The sequence below is a fragment of the Marinospirillum alkalitolerans genome, assembly GCF_045055655.1.
GTDB lineage: Bacteria > Pseudomonadota > Gammaproteobacteria > Pseudomonadales > Halomonadaceae > Marinospirillum > Marinospirillum alkalitolerans.
Genome location: NZ_JBANFI010000001.1, coordinates 132,894 through 146,794, shown reverse-complemented (window position 1 = coordinate 146,794; position 13,901 = coordinate 132,894). Strand labels below are relative to the sequence as shown.

The following is a 13,901-nucleotide window of genomic DNA, read 5'->3' as shown; positions in this document are numbered from 1 at the left end:
AAACGTGAGATGCGCTGCTTTTTATGTTGAAATTCAGCTGAAGCCTGACATCCCCTGTCAATCGACCTCCACGGAGAGGAAACCTGCCCTATGCTGAAGACGCTGACACATCGCCCTGCTCAGATGGCACTCGCACCTCTGCGCGAGGCAACACCCTTCAAGCTGGTTGTGCTGGCCGCTTTACTGGTCTTCAGTGCCGAAGTCTCGCGCTTTTTTACGCTGCCAGAACAGGCTTTTTCTGTCATCTGGCCGCCTGCTGGCCTGCTTTTGGGAGCGCTACTGGTCTACGGCTCACGCGTGCTCTATACCTGCTTGCCCGCCTTACTCATCTGGTCGTTATTCTGGCAGCAGGCGCCGTGGCTGTTTGCACTGCTCTTCAGTGGCAGCATGGCACTGGGCTCCTGGCTTGCTGCCTACTGGATCCGTGATATCGATGCCCAAGAACTGCGGCACTTCACACGTCGACTGGTACTCAGGCTGTATTTTCGGGGCGCTCTGCTCGGCAGTGGACTAGTCTCAGCCGGTGGTGCTCTTGGCTTCTGGCTCACGCAGCCCACAGCTCAACACTTTGCCTGGTATGATATTTGGCTGCTTTATTGGGGCTTTGAAGCCCTTGGTCTGATTCTTTTCACCCCACTTGCTTTGCTCATCCTGATGAGCCAAAGGCGCTTTATTGGGCGAGTCATGGCCGATCTTCGCCAGCCTCAACTGTTAACCTGGCTCGCAGTGTCCCTCTTGGCAGCGGTGACGACCCTTTTACTGGAAAGTCAAGGACAGCGGCTTTATGCCACCGCCCTCGCCTATAGTTTTTTCCCACTGCTCTGCTGGCTCGTCATGGTGGCACGCAGCGAGACCCTTGCTCTCGTGCTGCCTGTTTTTGTGGCACTTTTTGTTGCTTTTGCACTGCGTGGCTGGGGCGGGGTGACTCAGATCGAGAATATTCAAGGCTTGATCAGAATGCTGACCCAAGTGGCGGGTATGGTTGTCATGGCTCAGCTGATTGCAGCCGTCAACATTGAGCGTAATCAGCTGCTACGTTCCTTTCGCCGTCAAGCGCGTGAGGATTATCTGACCGGCCTCGGTAACGAGCGCGAACTCATCCAGGCACTGAATCGCTTGATCCTCTCTCAACCTCACTCGACATGGCTGGTGGATATCGATCTCCTCGATTTTGAAGAGCTGGCCGATCAGATGGGCTTTGAGGGAGCCCATGAACTCGAACGCCAACTCGCCAGCCAACTGCGCCAATGGCGACGCGCCGATATGCAGCAGTTTCGCTTGGCACAAGGGCGCTATCTACTGTTAGTCCAAGCTGAGGAGAGCGTGTCGCTCAAGGCAGCACTCGATCCTCTGTATGATCAACTGAATGATCAGACCTATATCAGCGAGCAGCATTCCACACGCATTCGTATTGCACTCGGGGCCCTGCCTTTGGATGGACAGATCGAGACACCCGCTGGCTACTTGGCAGCCTGTCATCAAGCCACATTAGAAGCACGCCAGCGCAACCGACGCCTACTGATCGCCTTATCCAGCCAAGAGCTGATGCAAGAGCGCCAGATATTGAACCGTCGGTTTGAAGCACTTAAACAGGCACTGCCTGAAAATCGACTCCGTCTCTTTGCACAGCCCATTCAGGATCTCAGCGGACAGAGCAGGGGGCTCAGCTATGAAATCCTGCTGCGCATGGTTTCTCCTGCTGGCGAGCTGCTGTCACCGATCGAGTTCTTACCTGCTGCCGAGCGCTTTGGTTATATGCAGGAAATCGATCGCTGGGTGATTAGCCATAGCCTAGAACATCTGGCTGAGCATCCTGATTGGCTGGCCAGAACGCATAAATGCTCTATTAATCTCTCCGGTGCTTCGCTCTCTGATCTAGAGCTGGTACCCTTTATCCGCACGCTCTTGGCGCGCACTCAAGTGCCAGCCTCTAAAATCAGCTTTGAAGTCACCGAGAGTGAACGTATTCATCGTACTGAAGATGCCGCTCAGCAGATTCAGGCCCTGCGCGCCTTGGGTGCCAGTGTGGCTTTGGATGATTTTGGGACTGGATTAGCAACCTTCGACTATCTCAAGTCCTTTCAATTTGACTATTTGAAAATCGATGGCACTTTTATTCGCCATCTTGCTCAAAGTGAGGTTGATCAGGCAATGGTGAAGGGAACCTGCGCTGTGGCTCAGGCCTTGGGGCTGCAAACCATTGCGGAATTTGTCGAAGGCGAAGAAACGCTGGCATGGCTCAGAAAGCTAGGGGTCCAACATGCCCAGGGGTTTGGCATCGGTCGCCCTGTGCCTTTAGCCCAACTCTTTGCTGAAGCTGAATCGCCCCCATCCTCTTCTTTTTAATGGAGCCTGTGTGTGAAAACGGAAGACTTACGTGTTCTGGTTGTTGATGATGAGCCTATGGTCTGCGAGCTATTGAGTGAACTGCTCAAGGATCAAGGCTATCAGGTCATCGGGCAAGCTAGCCACGGGAGATCAGCCATTGAAAAGGTCAAACAGTATCAGCCTGATATTGTCTGCCTGGACATTAATATGCCCGAAGTCAGCGGATTAGATGCGCTGGCCAGCATTAAAACCATCCGCGCCAGCACCATCGTGATTATGGTGACCGCAGTGAGCCAGGCCAGCGAAGTTCAGCAAGCCATTAGAACTGGAGCCGATGGCTATCTGCTCAAGCCCTTTACTGGCTTGCAGTTAAAAAGCGCAATCTTGAAGGCTTATCAAAAGCGCCAGTCACCAGAGAGAGTGGCGCCAACTTCTTAGAAAGCAAACAGGATGTAGAGGCTAGGCAGAAAGAAGGGTGTTTCGGCTCTTTGTGCAACTTCCTCACTGATCCCTGCGACCACTTGTACCGATCCGCCGAGTACAAAGTGAGGTGCGAGAGTGCGTTCGTAACCGAGTGCAGCCATAAAGCCAATATCATCATCTCGATCACCATCCCACCAAGTCAAGCCAGCCTCATAAAAAGCGCCTTGATGATAACGATCGATATAGCCCTTAAAGGTCACATCGACAATGCTCAGGTCGTCTCCAGTAGAATAGCCTGCACGTATCGCCGTATTACGACTTAATGACCCCTGCCAATAGAGGTTAAACATGCCGTTGTCCATATTGTTATCAACCAGACGCACCAAATCCGTACTGATACTGTGGGTCATTGCAGAGGCTTGCAAAGGCAGGGCCACGGCCGCAGCAAGTACGAGGGGCAATAGGGCTTTTTTCAGGTTCATTCCACTCTCCTTAAGTGATATAGAATTACATTCTAGCTAAATACTATGGAAGAAGCCGAACAAAGGCAAGATAAACCGCTCGATCTAAGCCGCTTGAGAAAAAGGGATAAAAAGTGGCTAAAGCTTCAATCCCTTGAGCTTACGGTACAAGGTGCGTTCACTGATGCCGAGCGCTTGCGCTAATGCCGCGCGATCCAAGGACGTCTGCTTGACAAGACGTGCCAGGTAATGGGCCTCGAGTTCTTTTAAAGGCACAGGCTGGTGAGGTAAAAGGGGCTGCGCTTTATCTGTGCAGCCTCGCTGGAGGTCCAAGGGCAGATGCGGAAGATCGATCTCACCACCATCGGCGAGCAAAAGCGCTCTTTCAAGCAGATTGCGCAGTTCGCGAATATTGCCAGGAAACGCATAGTCAGCCAGAGCCGCCAAAGCCGCCGCGCTCAATTGTGCCTGCTTGCCGTTGGGTAGGCGCTGTAGCAAGGCTTGGATCAGTAGCGGCAGATCTTCGCGCCGTTCGGCCAAGCTGGGCAGCTCAATCGGGAAGGCGGCAATGCGATAGTAAAGATCAGCTCGAAAGGCTCCGGCGCGCACCTGCGCCGCCAAATCTCGATGCGTTGCACAAATCAAACGAAAATCAGCATATTGCGCTGTGATACCACCCAGACTACGGTAGGTTTTGGTTTCAATCAGGCGGAGCAATTTCACCTGTTGCGATAGAGGGATCTCGCCTATCTCATCCAGAAACAGCGTACCACCGTGCGCGGCGGCCACTAACCCCTCTTTACGCCCTAGCGCTCCGGTAAAAGCTCCCTTTTCATGGCCAAACAGCTCACTTTCAAACAGGGTTTCCGGCAGGCCAGAACATTCAACGGTCACAAAGGGCTGACTGGCGCGTGGACTGCCTTGATGCAAAGCCCGCGCGACCAGCTCTTTACCCGTCCCCGTCTCACCCAGCAACAGCACACTGATCTCACTAGGTGCCGCGCGCCTCACCCAACTCAGCATCTGATTAAAAGCTGGAGACTGACCAATAAGCCCCTGAGCTTGAGCTTGCGGATGAGCCTCACGCACTTGATGAAGGCGCTCTAGATAACCAATGAGCTGACCATTTCCATCATACAGTGGGCTCATCTCGATATCGACATGCTCTTCACCCGTGGCCGTTTGATGCTGATGCAACAAGCGCTGTTGGCGACCCGTTTCTCGGCACAGCTTCAGTGGACAGGCTTCTCCGGCCTGATCACAAGGCTGTTGATAGCCGTGAGATACTTCATAACAATGACGACCGCTCAATGGCTTGCCATCACCATACAGCCGCTGATAGGCCTGATTGGTGGCCAGTAAACGATAGTCGCTGGAAAGAATCGCCGCAGGGGCATTCAAAGCCTCTAGCAGCGCGGGAAGGTGGGCAGTCAAACTCATCGGGACATCCTGCTGTCAAAAATGTCATTAAAGCCGATCGAGTGGCGAAAAAAAAGCCTGCAAGATGCAGGCTGATCATCTACTGGCTTTTGCTGACTAACTCAACAACAATCCCAGTTGCATCAAGGCAGGGAAGATGCCCATCACTAGGCTCACCAACATCAGCACCAGCGCGAGCACAGGATTGAGGGTTTCAAATTCAGTTGGCATTGACATCATCTTACTCCTTTAATGGGGTGTAACCTGTCTATAGCAAGCCCCATGCCAGCCAACACCCACATGTAAACAACTGAAAATAAACGACTTTTAAAGAGACGGGCTTTTCCAACCTTCAAGAACCCGCCTAATTTGACATCAAGCCATGACATAAATGACAGTAGGCTAGCGTCGAGGGGGAGCATGCTGAGACGCGGCTAAAAACTGGCGCAAGAGTGCAAAGTGAACTGCGGCCTGCTCAAACTCAAAATGATCCAACGCGTCACAGACGGCTTCCCATTCAGCAAGCGACTGGCCCGATAGCTGACGAGCGAGGGCTTGCAAGGGGGCTAGATCAATAAACTCATTGTGTGTGATCGCCTGCTCTAGTTGCACCAAAGCCTGCTGCAAGGTCGGTTGCACAACAGGCAGTTCAGCGACCTGCGTATCACTCTGTGCTAGCCAGGATGCCAGCTGAGCACGCGTCTTCTCGCAGCTGGCATGAAAGGCTTGAATCGCCTGCGCAGAAGGGGCTTGGCGGGCTCTTAACTCTTGATCCAAGACTCCAGCCTGCTCGGCCAGATGTTTCAACGCGAGATTACCAGCAACACCTTTTAGCGCATGAAGTCGCTGTTGTGCCTGCTCAAAATCCAAGGGAGTCGCCAACTGAGCCAAATTCTGAGGGAGATCAGCCGTATCCTGCTCAAGCTGCACTAAAAAACGGCTCAATAATCGGTGATAAAGGGCGAAATCTCCTTGTAGCTGGCGCAAGCCTGCCTGATGATCCACATAAACAGGATCAGGCAAGGCAGTCTGAGCCGCCTCCTCTGGCAAGGCGACGGGAGAGATCCCTTGGCTAGGCATAGATTCTGAGCAGGGCAACCAACGAGCCAAAAGTGGCTGTAACTCCTCAATCGCCAGAGGCTTGCTCAGATGACCATCCATTCCAGCATCCAAGGCCTGCTGACGATCCTCAATCATCGCCGCCGCAGTCAAAGCAATAATGGGCAGGGTTCGCCCCTGCGCTCGAATGGCCTGGGTGGCCTGATAGCCATCCATCACCGGCATCTGGATATCCATCAGCACCAGATCAAATTCAGCTTCGTGCAAGGCCTTTAGAGCTTCGGCTCCATTTTCGGCCAGCGTGACATCCAAGCCCAGCTGTTGCAATTGATGACAGGCGACCTCTTGGTTAATCAGGTTATCTTCAACCAGCAAAATATGGCCACACAGCCGAGGAAGCTGTTCAGGCCCTGGCTCCTGACTCTGCAACAACGCCTGCTCCTCCTCAGCTGAGCACTGAGTGAGAGGCAGCGTAAAATAAAAACAAGCCCCCTCTCCGAGCGCACTCTGAACTTGAATGGCCTCTCCACCCATGGCCTGCACTAAACGCTGACTGATGGCCAGGCCCAAACCTGTACCACCATATTGACGACTGATGCTGGTATCCGCCTGAGTAAAAGCCTGAAAGAGACGTTCCTGTTGTTCAGGTGTCATGCCCAAACCTGTATCACGTACAGCAAAGGTGAGCCAAGCCTGGTTCTTGACACACCGTGCCAAATGAACCGCCAGATGCACTTCGCCCTGATCAGTAAATTTGATGGCATTGCCCAGCAGATTGGTCAGCACTTGGCGCAAACGAGAGAGATCACCCCGATAAGCCTGCGCCAGATCCGGCGCGAGATCGAGATGCAAGGCCAGCCCTTTTTGTGCTGCCAGCTGATGCAGTAAATCCAGTAACTGATCGAACAAGGTTTGCAGTAAGAAGGGCTGCGGATGAATCGCCAGCTTGCCGGCTTCTATTTTAGAAAAGTCGAGAATATCATTAAGAATACCCAGCAGCAGACGACCTGAATGATGAATTTTTTGTAGTCGATCATGCAAAAGACCAACATCTTGCACAGCGCGGGGAACCTGACTTAAACGTGACGCTCCCCGCCCTAGCGCTCAAGCGCCACGGGCGAGGCTTCCAACTTCTCAGGCAGCAACTGGTGCGTGACCAGATTGACGCTTGCCTCCATTGGCAGAGACCGACAGTCCTGCGGCCTTTAATTTCAAAATACCTTGCGCCTTGATATTTAAGGCTGCATTGATGTCTCGATCATGCCTCACTGAACAAGCTGGACACTGCCAGTCGCGCACGTTCAGTGACAGCTCTTCTAGCTTGTGTCCACAGCAGGAGCAGGTTTTAGAGCTGGCAAACCACTGATCAATTTTAACCAGATGCTTGCCTTGCTCTTTGGCCTTGTATTCAAGCTTTTGGATCAAGCCTGACCAACTGGCATCGGCAATGTGCTTCGACAGCTTCTTGTTCTTCAGCATGTTTTTGACTTTTAGTGTCTCGACAATCACCGCTTGGTTTTCGTCAACAATCGTTCGAGACAGCTTGTGCTGAAAATCAGCACGAGCATTTGCCAAACGCTGATGCGCCTTAGCCAGTTTGAGTCGCGCTTTTGCCCGGCCTTTGCTGCCTTTTTTGCAGCGTGATAAGGCTTTTTGCTTACGGCGCAGATTAGCACTGGCTTTCTTCAAAAAGCGTGGATTTGGTTCTTTCTTGCCACTGGAGTCAATGATGAGCTGCGTTAAACCCATATCCAGAGCCAGCACTTGATCCTCATTCAGGCTTTGAATGGGTACAGGAGCTTCTTGCCCATCGTCGTGCAGCAGTGAGGCATAGTATTCACCTGTCACAGTGCGGGATAAGGTGATGCTTTTCAGCTTGCCCTCAACCTTGCGATGCATCCGCGCTTTGATCGGTTGCTTCAGCTTAGGCACTTTGATCCAGTCATTGCCACAATCAACGCTCATGCAATGATAGCTGGATTGCTTGCCGTGCTTTCTTTTGAATTTCGGATAACGAGCAGGCAGATTGGGATCAAAGAAGCGTTGAAAGGCTTTGTCCAGATTGATACAGGCCTGCTGCAAGGCAATCGAATCAAAATCTTTGAGCCAGTGATACTTGCGGGACTTTTTCGCCACGGCCAGTAGGGGCTTGAGGTCCTTTTTGGCTTTCAATTTCAGGCCATGACGTTTGTATTGTGAGCTGATGATATGCAAAGCCTTATTGTACGCAAAACGCACAGCACCAAACTGGCGGTTTAAAAATTCCGCCTGCTCAGGTGTGGGATAAATGCGTACTTTTGTAGCTTTGATCATGCTGTATATAATGCCAGTCTTTTCTATGAGCAACAACCCATGACTGCTACGCAGTCTCCGCTTATATCACCGCCCGAATGGGCGATGGTTTACGCGGGTTTTGCTAACTGGCCTGATGCGTCGGTTAACCCCAGCAGTGCAGTGCGTTGCAAGGACTCTCGTATTCGCGCCACTGGCTCTTGCTGATCCAAGCAGGGCAAAGCGGGCCATTCAGCATCACCCAACGCAGCCCTTGGCTGCTCCGCGGCTAGGGCCTCTAGTTGCAAGCGGTCTATAACATAATACTGCTGCTCTTGGCAGCAGCAAGTGGGAACAGCCGACACTGCATGCCACTGAGCTAAGGCGCTTTCTAGGCTCATCTGCGCATCGTATAACCGAATCTGCGTATGCACCTTCCAAGCTAATGCATCGAGTGACATAGTGCCTCCTTTCTTATTAGGTCAGTAATGTCATACCAGCACTTAACCAATGCGAAAACCCTGTACCAGCTTTTCAAGCTGATGGGCGCGCTGGGCTAATTGATCGTTGAGATTCTGCGCCTCTTCCATGTTGTGGCTAGTGGTTTCTGCTTGATCACGTACACGCTGAATACTGGCATTGATCTCTTCAGCCACCTGACTTTGCTCTGCTGCCGCCAATGTAATCTGCTCGCCACGGGTGTTCACGCGGCAGACACGTTCAGCAATATCATCCAGTGAGCGCCCAGCGTCAGAGGCCCATTGTGCACACTGCTGCGCCTCTTCTGTTCCAGAATGGATCGCCTGTGAAACATCACTCGCAGCCGTTTGCACCTGCTGAATGATAGCTTGTATTTCATGTGTTGCTGCTTGCGTGCGACTGGCTAGCTGACGCACTTCATCGGCAACCACCGCAAAACCTCGCCCATGCTCACCAGCGCGTGCCGCCTCAATCGCCGCATTTAAAGCGAGTAAGTTGGTTTGTTCCGCAACGGCTGCAATGGTTTCAATGACCTGACCGATATTACGACTCCCTTCATCAAGGCGTGCAATAACGGCCAACATCTGGTTCATCTTGTTAGCCAACTGCTGAATAGCATCAATGGTCGAACCAATCACCTCTTGCCCTTGTTGCGTTTTCAATCTGGCTTCTTCTGCCGCCTCCAAAGTGGCTTGTGCATGCTCGGTCATTCCAGATGCAGAAGCCGCCATTTGGTTACTGGCCGAAGCAACAAGGTCTGTTTCTTGACGCTGCTGTTGTGCCATCTCTCGACCTTGCTGACTTTTTTCCATCATCTGCTCAGCAGAAACAGCCAAATCTTGTGCCGTTGCCGATACCTCACCAATCACACCACTTAACGTCGCTGTGTGGTGATTAAAAGCAGTTAGTAGCTCGCCTAACTCATCATCAGCACCGGGTTTGAGACGCACAGTTAAGTCTTTGCCCATCGTGCGCAACTTAGCCACACTACGAGAAATCGGACGCACCACACTACGCTGAATTGTCCAGAGAATCGTCAAGATCATTCCCAGCACTAATGCACACAACAGAGCGATAAACAGCCAAGCGATCTGTGTTGCCTGCTTCACTTGAGCATGGATGAGACTCGCAGGTTCACCAATAATATGCATGCCGATGACTTGTCCTGCTTCATCTTTGACAGCAACGCGAGTGACAAACCAATCGGCTGTCAGTTGCTGGCCTTGTTGATCTAAAGCAGCAAGATCTAATCCTTGTGCAAATTGGATAGCACGCTCATTAAACCAACGATTATTGGCGAGAATATAATTCTGCATTCTTTGATTGCTGGCCAAGGCTGGGGATTGCTCAACCAAATCTCCAGCTAACAGCAGCAGATAAACACCGCCGTCCTGTTCAAAATCGCGGCTGATGCTCCCCACCCCCTGTAAAACTTCTAGGCTACCAAGATAATCACCGGCATCAACAATAGGAGCGAGACCACGTACTGCAAATCCAGCACGGCCTGCCTCATCTGATGTACCAAAAGGGCGCTGTTCAGCCAACATAAGCTGAATACTGGGCCGAAAACGTAGGTCATCCGCATAGTTATCTGGATTCCAGCTTCTTAACCACGAGCGCCCATCATCTGTGTGTAGTTGCACACGCAAGCCACGATAATTGGTCGTTTCACGAAAGGTCTCGATGATACGCTCTAACTCATGTAAAGCAGGGCCACGTAAACCAGAGAAAAAAGCATTTTTAAGCCTTGGGTTATCTGCCAGCATCACGGCCAAACCCAAGCCAAATTCTTCTTTTGCGCGCAAGCGTTCGTTTAAAATCAACTCCAGCTCACTGCCACGCTGGTGCATGGCGGTTTTTTCCAGCTGCCCTTTGATCACCATCACATAGCTCAAACCCAGTGTCAGAAAGAACAAACCAGATAAGAACGTACTCAAAAGAAGCTTCTTTTTCAGGCTCATATTGCGAAACATAGCGATCCCTTATCATGATTATTTTCGACAGCTATTTTAGAGATCACTACACAAGATGTCTCTTTGTTTACACTGTTTGTCAACTAAATGATAAGTTGTGTTTATTTATTGTGCCCACAAGAGATAGTAATGAATATCAATCTTAAGCACTTGCATTACTTCTGGTTGATCGCCCGTGAGGGCTCGATCGCTCAGGCAGCCGAGCGGCTGGATTTGGCACCGCAAACACTCAGTGCCCAGCTGGCCTCTCTGGAAACCCATCTTGGGCAGACACTTTTTCGGCGGGCGCATCGACGCTTGCAGATGACCGATTCAGGCCAATGGCTCTATCGCTATGCTGAACAAATTTTTGCGCTGGCTGAAGAAATGGAAACCGGCTGGACGCAGCGTGAGCCTCAAGCACCGATTCAATTAACAGTCGGCGTGGCGGCTTCTATCCATAAACTGATTGCCTACCAGCTGATTCAGCCTGCCTTGTCGCTGGATCGCCCCATCCATTTACGCTGCCATACGGGGCAGACCAGTGATTTTATTCTGGCACTCAAAAAGCAGCGCCTGGATGTGCTGCTCACGGATCAACTCCCACAAGCAATCACAGAAACCGACTGGGTGATCACCGAGCTGTTACGCAGCCCTATCAGCCTTTTTGCCGCAGAGCCGCTTGCATCACGCCTGAAGGCTGATTTTCCAGCTAGTTTGCACCAGCAGCCTTTACTGGCCACTTCCTATACCACGCCTTACTTTCAGCAGCTAATGCTCTGGTTTCAACAGCATCAAATCACACCCGGCTTTGTGGCTGAAATTGATGACAGCGCCTTGATTAAGGTTTTTGGTCATCATGGACAAGGGCTCTTTGCTGCGCCTGCGGCAATTCGCGCTGAAGTCTGTCGCCAGTATCAAGTCAAAGAGCTGGCTCGCTTGGATGGCGTGAAGGATGTGATCTATGCCCTGTCACGCCGTGCCAGCACTCAGCATTTGGGTGTTCAGGCAATCCTTCAGGTCAATACATCGAAAAAACCAGATGATCGAGCAGATTAAACCTGTTTATTTCTGTTTATGGATTGACTAGAGTCTGACTACACCAGCTCAGTTGAGAGGAGGTCGAGATGAAAACCGTCCACAAGTATCGCTTAGAGCATGACAATACCCAGCATCAGCTTAAACTGCGTGAGGGCTACCGTGTCCTTCACAGTGCCTATCTCGTCACTGAAAAAGCTGTTTTTGTCTGGATTGAAGTGCCGCTGGATCTGTCTCTGCCCGAGCAGAATATTGCTTTGCGCGTGTTTCGTACCGGCGAGGCAATCCCAAAATCGTTTGATTATCTCGCCTCGGCGATAGATGATTTTGGGCCAGAGGCTTATCACATCTATCGTGCGCAGCAGGCACTGGTCTCTGTCGCCGCCTAATCACATCACTGTTTGCATCTTCAGGTTCACAGCTCTTTGGCCAGCTTGATGCTGGCCTTTTTTGTGCACATTGATCTAGGCATGAACTGACAGATTAGGGGCTGACTGACAGGTTAAGGACTAACAGAGAGATAGAAGGGAAAAAGCCAGGGTATCACCACCACGGATAAGCCCAGCACCGCCAAGCTCAGCGGCACACCGATCTTCACAAAATCAGTAAAGCGATAGCCACCCGGACTCAATACCAAGGTGTTCACCGGCGAAGAAACAGGCGTCATAAAGGCAGCCGAGGCAGCAATCGCTACGGTCATGGCAAAAGGATAGGGCGATAGATCCAGCGTTAAGGCGCTGCTGACCGCAATCGGTGCGAGCAAAATCGCCGTTGCGGTATTGGAAATAAAAAGGCTGGTTACCGAGGTCAGCACAAACAGCGCGGCCATCAAACCTCGTGGCCCCAGTTGGTCGGCCAGCTGCACCAAAGCCTCAGCCGCCATCGGAATACCACCTGTTTTTTGCAAGGCCGTGGCAAAAGGCAGCATCCCCACGATCAACACCAAACTTGGCCAATGAATAGATTGATAAGCGCGGTTCATACTCAGGCAACCAAAGGCCCCCATCAAGACACAGGCAATCAGCACCGCCAAGAGATTCGGCACCCAGCCAGTGACCATCAACACCACCATCACCGCTAAAGCCAACAGCGCAAGAGGCGCTTTACTGGCATTGGGCACTTCTGATGCCGCCTCACGTGGCAGGCCCAGCACAATATAGTCACGACTGCGGCTGAGTTGCTGAATCGCCTTCCAGCTACCCGCTACCAGCAAGGTATCTGAGGGCTTGAGTTTTTCTTCTACAAAAATGCCGGGCAGAGGCTCGCCATGACGTCTTAGACCCACCACATTCAAGCGATGGCGACTGCGAAAACCCAGTTCCAAGATGCTGCGCCCCGGTAAGGAGGATTCAGGCAGCAACGCGACTTCCGCCAGACCCAGCTCGTGCTGATGCTCGGCATAGTAGGAGTTATTCAGATGCAGAGGCAGCAATCCCAGTTGCTCAAACTGGCTCGGGTTACTCAGCTGGGGATCAGCCAGATCAACCAGCAGCAGGTCATTCTCATGCAGCAGGGTGCTGGGTGAGGCCATCAGCAATTGCTGGCGTAAATGATGACGGCGCTCGATCGCTATAATATTGATGCCGTGTTCTTGACGTAAAGACAGAAGATTCAGCGGCTTATTAGCCAAGGGGGAGCCAGGCAATACGCGCAGACGGCGCTCTCGATGACTCAACTGATAACGCTTGGCGAGATCATCCAGACTGACTTCAACACCACTGGGTTGCACACTCTCATGGGGCTGTAACCAGCGGCGTGCCACCAGCATATAGAGAATCGCCATCAGCAACACCAGCACACCCACAGGAGCGAAGGCAAAAAAGTGAAAGCCCTCAAAACCCTGACGCATCAATTCAGCATGCACAATCAAATTCGGCGGTGTGGCCACCAGAGTCATCATGCCGCTGATCAAAGCCGCAAAAGCCAGCGGCATCATTAAGCGACTGGTTGGCAACTGTAAACGCTGCGCGATACCCAGCACGACAGGAATAAAAATCGCCACAATACCGGTTGAACTCATCACCGAGCCAAGCAGATTAACGGCCAGCATCAGCAGCACCAGTAGGCGTATTTCACTGGCCCCCGCCGCTTTGACTAGCCAATCACCCAGATGATACGCCACGCCAGTACGCACTAGCCCTTCACCGATCACAAAAAGACCAGCAATCATCAACACACTGGCTTCGCTAAAGCCGCCCAACGCTTCTTCTAGCGTCAGTACGCCACTCAGTGGCAAGGCAATTAGCGCCAGCAGGCCAACCATATCCATACGGGGCTTATTGAGACTGAACATGACGATACAGGTCAGTAGCAAGCCAAGGGTGATGAGAAGATCAGTGTTCATCAAGCGTCTCTTGTTGAGATCAAAGGAAAGGCCAAAAACGATGGCAGCGTAAAAATGGGCACATAAAAAAGGGCCAGACACAAACACGGCCCTCGTCGTCACGAGAGCCGTGTTGCAGATACTGCA

The 13,901-nt window shown here is 51.9% G+C and carries 12 protein-coding genes; 4 read left to right on the top strand and 8 right to left on the bottom strand.

Annotated features, from left to right (window positions below; all coding sequences use genetic code 11):
• Window positions 1-90: 90 nt before the first annotated feature.
• Both V6U78_RS00605 and V6U78_RS00600 read left to right on the top strand, forming a co-directional pair.
• Window positions 91-2,346 (top strand): EAL domain-containing protein, encoded by a 2,256-nt coding sequence (locus tag V6U78_RS00605; protein ID WP_405336028.1) that lies wholly within the window; start codon window positions 91-93, stop codon window positions 2,344-2,346.
• A gap of 12 nt (window positions 2,347-2,358) precedes the next feature.
• Window positions 2,359-2,766, top strand: coding sequence for a response regulator transcription factor (locus V6U78_RS00600; RefSeq protein WP_405336025.1), 408 nt, complete (start codon window positions 2,359-2,361; stop codon window positions 2,764-2,766).
• On the opposite strand, the gene V6U78_RS00595 is transcribed toward V6U78_RS00600, so the two are convergent.
• The 7 genes from V6U78_RS00595 to V6U78_RS00565 form a co-directional block, all read right to left on the bottom strand.
• Window positions 2,763-3,233 (bottom strand): hypothetical protein, encoded by a 471-nt coding sequence (locus V6U78_RS00595; protein WP_405336022.1) that lies wholly within the window; start codon window positions 3,231-3,233, stop codon window positions 2,763-2,765. The two genes, V6U78_RS00600 and V6U78_RS00595, sit on opposite strands and share 4 nt — an antisense overlap.
• A gap of 117 nt (window positions 3,234-3,350) precedes the next feature.
• Window positions 3,351-4,652 carry a sigma-54 interaction domain-containing protein gene (locus V6U78_RS00590; RefSeq protein ID WP_405336019.1) on the bottom strand — a complete coding sequence of 434 codons (1,302 nt, stop codon included), beginning with the start codon at window positions 4,650-4,652 and terminating at the stop codon, window positions 3,351-3,353.
• A gap of 96 nt (window positions 4,653-4,748) precedes the next feature.
• The gene (locus V6U78_RS00585; RefSeq protein ID WP_405336016.1) at window positions 4,749-4,871 is read right to left on the bottom strand and encodes a hypothetical protein; all 123 of its coding nucleotides are present in this window, start codon (window positions 4,869-4,871) and stop codon (window positions 4,749-4,751) included.
• A gap of 162 nt (window positions 4,872-5,033) precedes the next feature.
• On the bottom strand, window positions 5,034-6,749 hold the full coding sequence (locus V6U78_RS00580; protein WP_405336013.1) for a response regulator: 1,716 nt from the start codon (window positions 6,747-6,749) through the stop codon (window positions 5,034-5,036).
• A gap of 75 nt (window positions 6,750-6,824) precedes the next feature.
• A complete protein-coding gene (locus tag V6U78_RS00575) occupies window positions 6,825-8,003 on the bottom strand; it encodes an RNA-guided endonuclease InsQ/TnpB family protein (RefSeq protein WP_405336010.1) in 1,179 nt (392 codons plus the stop codon).
• Window positions 8,004-8,092: 89 nt separating this feature from the next.
• Complete coding sequence (locus V6U78_RS00570; RefSeq protein ID WP_405336007.1) at window positions 8,093-8,422, bottom strand: hypothetical protein; 330 nt, start codon at window positions 8,420-8,422, stop codon at window positions 8,093-8,095.
• A gap of 42 nt (window positions 8,423-8,464) precedes the next feature.
• A complete protein-coding gene (locus V6U78_RS00565; RefSeq protein WP_405336004.1) occupies window positions 8,465-10,378 on the bottom strand; it encodes a methyl-accepting chemotaxis protein in 1,914 nt (637 codons plus the stop codon).
• A 165-nt stretch (window positions 10,379-10,543) separates the two neighbouring features.
• On the opposite strand from V6U78_RS00565, the gene V6U78_RS00560 reads away from it, so the two are divergent.
• Together V6U78_RS00560 and V6U78_RS00555 are read left to right on the top strand one after the other, a co-directional pair.
• Entirely contained in the window at window positions 10,544-11,452 is a 909-nt protein-coding gene (locus V6U78_RS00560) for a LysR family transcriptional regulator (protein ID WP_405336001.1), read from the top strand.
• Window positions 11,453-11,520: 68 nt separating this feature from the next.
• The gene (locus V6U78_RS00555; RefSeq protein ID WP_405335998.1) at window positions 11,521-11,820 is read left to right on the top strand and encodes a DUF7352 domain-containing protein; all 300 of its coding nucleotides are present in this window, start codon (window positions 11,521-11,523) and stop codon (window positions 11,818-11,820) included.
• A 113-nt stretch (window positions 11,821-11,933) separates the two neighbouring features.
• Here V6U78_RS00555 and V6U78_RS00550 read toward each other — a convergent pair whose 3' ends face one another.
• Window positions 11,934-13,775 (bottom strand): SLC13 family permease, encoded by a 1,842-nt coding sequence (locus tag V6U78_RS00550; protein WP_405335995.1) that lies wholly within the window; start codon window positions 13,773-13,775, stop codon window positions 11,934-11,936.
• Between the last annotated feature and the right edge of the window lie 126 nt (window positions 13,776-13,901).

Coding starts and splice junctions, on each gene's coding strand:
- V6U78_RS00585 (WP_405336016.1), bottom strand. CDS start 4,871: ATGATGTCAATGCCAACTGAATTTGAAACCCTCAATCCTGTGCTCGCG.
- V6U78_RS00595 (WP_405336022.1), bottom strand. CDS start 3,233: ATGAACCTGAAAAAAGCCCTATTGCCCCTCGTACTTGCTGCGGCCGTG.
- V6U78_RS00590 (WP_405336019.1), bottom strand. CDS start 4,652: ATGAGTTTGACTGCCCACCTTCCCGCGCTGCTAGAGGCTTTGAATGCC.
- V6U78_RS00555 (WP_405335998.1), top strand. CDS start 11,521: ATGAAAACCGTCCACAAGTATCGCTTAGAGCATGACAATACCCAGCAT.
- V6U78_RS00550 (WP_405335995.1), bottom strand. CDS start 13,775: ATGAACACTGATCTTCTCATCACCCTTGGCTTGCTACTGACCTGTATC.
- V6U78_RS00605 (WP_405336028.1), top strand. CDS start 91: ATGCTGAAGACGCTGACACATCGCCCTGCTCAGATGGCACTCGCACCT.
- V6U78_RS00560 (WP_405336001.1), top strand. CDS start 10,544: ATGAATATCAATCTTAAGCACTTGCATTACTTCTGGTTGATCGCCCGT.
- V6U78_RS00575 (WP_405336010.1), bottom strand. CDS start 8,003: ATGATCAAAGCTACAAAAGTACGCATTTATCCCACACCTGAGCAGGCG.
- V6U78_RS00570 (WP_405336007.1), bottom strand. CDS start 8,422: ATGTCACTCGATGCATTAGCTTGGAAGGTGCATACGCAGATTCGGTTA.